Genomic DNA, 3,837 nt, shown 5'->3' with positions numbered 1-3,837 from the left:
ACCATCCAGCAGCGGCGCTTGCTGCACCACTCCCAAGCCGCCTAATTTCACCAACCAGATGAGCCAGAGCCTCCGTTAGCCAAAAGCCCGCTCTGTCTCAAAGCATTCGACGACGGACACTAGGCTATCGCCTGTGGCACCGAGCAGGGTTCCTCCCATGCGCGGCTTTCAGCGTGGGTCCGCCGGTGATGGCGCGGGCGGTGTCGCGGCGCGACAGCAAGTGAGGCCGCCCTCGGCCTGGACCGGCGGACACGGCACAGTGCCATAGGAGCAGAACACGCAGCAGTCCCCGGGCTTCGGACGGAGCAGAACCCCACAGCCGGTGCAATCGTAGAAAAACTGACAGGCATCGGTCGGCATGGTCTCGGTCTCCGCCGTGCCGCAAGCCGGGCAGGTGATGGTCGATTCCAGGATCATCGGGTCCTCACGCATCGGCCTGGTCGAGCGCGAACAAGATGCTGCCCTGACCGTGGTGATCCGGGTGCGGCGGCTAGCCCCTCGACACGGACCAGGCGCGCCCCGCGCCCCTGGGCAGCAGGAAGGGAAGGATGACGCCGACGCCGATGCCCCAGAAGCCGTTGATCAGGATGGAGACCAGCATCCTGGCGGGGTCGAAGCCGCTCGCCACCGGCTGGCCCTTCAGGGGGGCGACCACGAACCAGCCGACAAGCGCGGCGAGCAGGCCGAGCCCGAGCCCCAGCAGCCACATGGGCGCCCGTGGCAGACGGGGCAGCGCCAGCCCGAAGACGAGGCCGTAGAGCCCGCCCCAGAAGCAGAGGCTGGCGATCAGGGGCACCCCGAGGGGCGGCACCGGGGTCATTGGGTAGGGCGCGCGCGGCATCATCCCGAGCGCGTAGAGCACGGCCCACACGCCCTGGTGGAAGGTCAGCACGGAGAGCGCGGCGGCAATGAACCCGAGCAGGGCGCGCATGGGCGCGGTCATGGCATCCTCCCTGTCTTCCTGTCCGCACTGTCGGACCAGTACGGGACCGGGTCAACTGGCCCCGCCCACCCCTGCCGACGCGCTGGCAGGTGGCATCCTACGGGGCAGGGCGCAGGACCCTAGAGCGGATTGCAACCAAGCTGAGGTGGCAGTCCGAGTGGCAGCGCTGCGCTATGCCAAACCCACGGTCGGCAAGGACGTTTTTCCCAGGAGCCCGCCCGGCTACGGGCGGCCGTGAAGCGGGCCGGAGAAACGCCGCCATGCCGGGCTTCAGGCCGTCCGCCGCACTCGCCGGGGTGGTTGCCCTCGGTGCCTGCACCGTCACGCCGCCGACGAGCCCCAGCGTCTGGGTGGTCCCGGCAGAGGGCAAGGACCTCGCGCAGTTCCAGCGCGAGGACTTCGCCTGCCGCAGCCACGCGCAGCAGCAGATCGGCGGCGGCTCGCCCCAGCAGGCGGCGAACCAGAGCGCGGTCGGCAGCGCCGCCGTCGGGACGGTGCTCGGCACCGCCGCCGGTGCCCTGCTCGGGGCGGCGGGCGGCAACGCCGGGGCAGGCGCCGCGATCGGGGCCGGGGGCGGCCTGCTGGCGGGCTCCGCCGTCGGCGCCGGGACCGCGCAGGCCTCGGCGGGCGGCCTCCAGCAGCGATACGATACGGCCTACCTGCAATGCATGGCGGCAAGCGGCAACAAGTTGCCGACGACCGTGGCAGGCACATACTCCTACCCGCCGAGCACCTACTACGGTTACGGTGCCCCATCCTACTGGGCTGCGCCGCCCTATTACGGCCCCTACCTCGGCGGCCCCTCCGTGTCCTTCGGCTTCTTCGGCGGCGGCTGGGGCCATCGCCACCGTCACTTCGGCCATCACCACCATTTCGGCCATCGCCACTTTGGTCATCACCATTTCGGCGGCCACCGTCATTTCGGGGGACACCGTCATCGCCATTAGGGCAGGGCTCAGGCCCGGTACGAGAGGCGCTACACTCCGGCCCCGCTGGGCGAAGTGGCCGCGACTGCTGTCGAAGTAGCCGCCTCCGTGGCTGCGGTCATCGGCTGACGCGGCGCCGCCAGGAATGTCGTGCGGCGGAGCAGGCTTTCCCGCCTATCCCCGCGGGCGGGAGCCCGGCGTGTGCTCGCCGTGTCCGTGGCCGCCCTCCGCGGCCGGGCGGCGCGCGCCCGCAGCCTCGACGGTCATCTCCACCTGCACGCCCCCAGCGCGCTCGAAGGTCAGCGTGAGCGGTACACGCTCACCCCGGGCGAAGGCACGCGTCGGTCCGACCAGCATCAGGTGAACGCCGCCGCCATCCGGCTCCAGGCGCACGAGCCCGCCGGGCGGGACGACGATGCCGCCTTCGACAGGCCGCATGCGCATGACGCCGCCCTCCATGGTGGTCTCGTGCATCTCGACCGCGCGCGCCTCGGGCGAGGAGGCGGAGACGAGCCGGTCCGGCGCCGCGCCGCGGTTCCGGACCGCGACGTAGGCGACCGCCGTCTGCGCTGTCGGGCCGGTGGCGCGCGTCCAGGCGCGCTCAATCTCGATTGCGCTGCCACGCGCCTCCTGGGCGGCCGCGGACCAGGATGGCGCAGCAGCGAGGAGCAGGACCATCCAAACTGCAAGCAGTCGGCGCGGATGGGTGAGCAGAGGCATTGCACCGTCCATTTCCGATAACCTTGAGAGATTGCAGCAAGCCACCAGCAAAACTGCCATATCCGGGTTGGGTGAGCGCGCCACCCAGGGCGGCCGAGGCGGGGGCGAGGTTCTCCATGGGGACGCTCAGTCCTTCGGCGCGCGGATGGCCGCGCAGCCGGTCTCGCGGAAGTAGTTCAGCGGGATCTTCAGGTAGGAGACGCCGTTCGCCTCGGGCTTTGGCAGCCGCCCGCCCCGGATGTTGACCTGGAGCGCGTCCAGAAGAAGGCCAGGGAGGGAGAGTGTCCGGTCGCGCTCCTCGCGCGTCCGGACGAAGGCATCCTCGGTCACGCCGCCCCGCAGGTGAATGTTGTGCTCGCGCTGCTCGGCGACGGTCGACTCCCATATCGGCTCCCGTCCACCCGGCTGGTAGTCGTGGCCGGTGAAGAGGCGGGTCTCCGGCGGGAGCTCGAGGATGCGGCGGATACTGCGGTAGAGCGCGCGGGCGTCGCCGCCGGGGAAGTCGGCGCGGGCGGTGCCGCCGTCCGGCATGAACAGCGTGTCGTGGACGAAGGCGGCGTCGGCGTTGACATAGGTGATGGAGGCTGCCGTGTGGCCGGGCGAGAAGATGACCTCCGCTTCCAGCTCGCCGATGCGGAAGCGCTCGCCGTCCTTGAACAGACGGTCCCATTGCGAGCCGTCGGCCGGGAAGTCGGGGAGGTTGTAGATCTCCTTCCAGATCCTCTGGACCGTGACGACATGCTCGCCGATGGCGGTCGGCGCGCCGAACACCTCCTTGAGGTAGGGCGCGGCGGAGAAGTGGTCGGCGTGCGGGTGGGTGTCGAGGATCCACTCCACCGTCAGTCCCCGCCCCCGCACGAACGCCACCATCCGGTCGGCGAAGGTGGTGTGGGTGCCGCGGCGGGCGCGGTCGAAGTCGAGCACCGGGTCGATGATCGCGCAGCGCCCGGTCGCGGGGTCCGCGGCCACGTAGGCGATGCTGTTGGTGTCCTCGTGGTAGAAGCCGGTCACCACCGGATGGTGGTCAGTCATGGTCATCTCCTTGCAGGTGCGTTGCTGCCTGGGGAGCCGATTGCAGGCAGCGGCTGCCCGGCCGCTGGATGCCGGGTGCAAGAGGGTGTCCTCCTATTCTTACTGTGTCAAAGCTTTCCGGTCTTCCTATATGTGGGGGATGGTAGAGAGGCAGACAAGGCGGCCGAGGACGGGCGAGGCGCGGTTCGCGGCCTATCTGGGGGCGATCACGGCGGG

At 70.2% G+C, this 3,837-nt stretch carries 5 protein-coding genes; 1 reads left to right on the top strand and 4 read right to left on the bottom strand.

The window, feature by feature from the left end:
* Positions 1-168: 168 nt before the first annotated feature.
* Positions 169-432 carry a GDCCVxC domain-containing (seleno)protein gene (locus LHA35_RS28905; RefSeq protein WP_338051017.1) on the bottom strand — a complete coding sequence of 88 codons (264 nt, stop codon included), beginning with the start codon at positions 430-432 and terminating at the stop codon, positions 169-171.
* A gap of 58 nt (positions 433-490) precedes the next feature.
* Positions 491-943, bottom strand: a complete 453-nt coding sequence (locus LHA35_RS27930) for a hypothetical protein (RefSeq protein WP_226614581.1) — start codon at positions 941-943, stop codon at positions 491-493.
* Between the two features lie 260 nt (positions 944-1,203).
* On the opposite strand from LHA35_RS27930, the gene LHA35_RS27925 reads away from it, so the two are divergent.
* Positions 1,204-1,890, top strand: a complete 687-nt coding sequence (locus tag LHA35_RS27925) for a glycine zipper family protein (protein ID WP_226614575.1) — start codon at positions 1,204-1,206, stop codon at positions 1,888-1,890.
* A gap of 153 nt (positions 1,891-2,043) precedes the next feature.
* Here the strand turns inward: LHA35_RS27925 and LHA35_RS27920 are convergent, their stop codons facing one another.
* Together LHA35_RS27920 and LHA35_RS27915 are read right to left on the bottom strand one after the other, a co-directional pair.
* The gene (locus LHA35_RS27920; protein WP_226614570.1) at positions 2,044-2,547 is read right to left on the bottom strand and encodes a copper chaperone PCu(A)C; all 504 of its coding nucleotides are present in this window, start codon (positions 2,545-2,547) and stop codon (positions 2,044-2,046) included.
* Positions 2,548-2,715: 168 nt separating this feature from the next.
* Positions 2,716-3,621: an MBL fold metallo-hydrolase gene (locus tag LHA35_RS27915; RefSeq protein WP_456316098.1), complete on the bottom strand. Its 906-nt coding sequence runs from the start codon at positions 3,619-3,621 to the stop codon at positions 2,716-2,718.
* Between the last annotated feature and the right edge of the window lie 216 nt (positions 3,622-3,837).

Origin of the sequence: Roseicella aerolata (genome assembly GCF_020523605.1) — a bacterium.
GTDB lineage: Bacteria > Pseudomonadota > Alphaproteobacteria > Acetobacterales > Acetobacteraceae > Paracraurococcus > Paracraurococcus aerolatus.
Note: the sequence above shows the minus strand (reverse complement) of the source record. Positions and strands in the feature narration are given on the sequence as shown.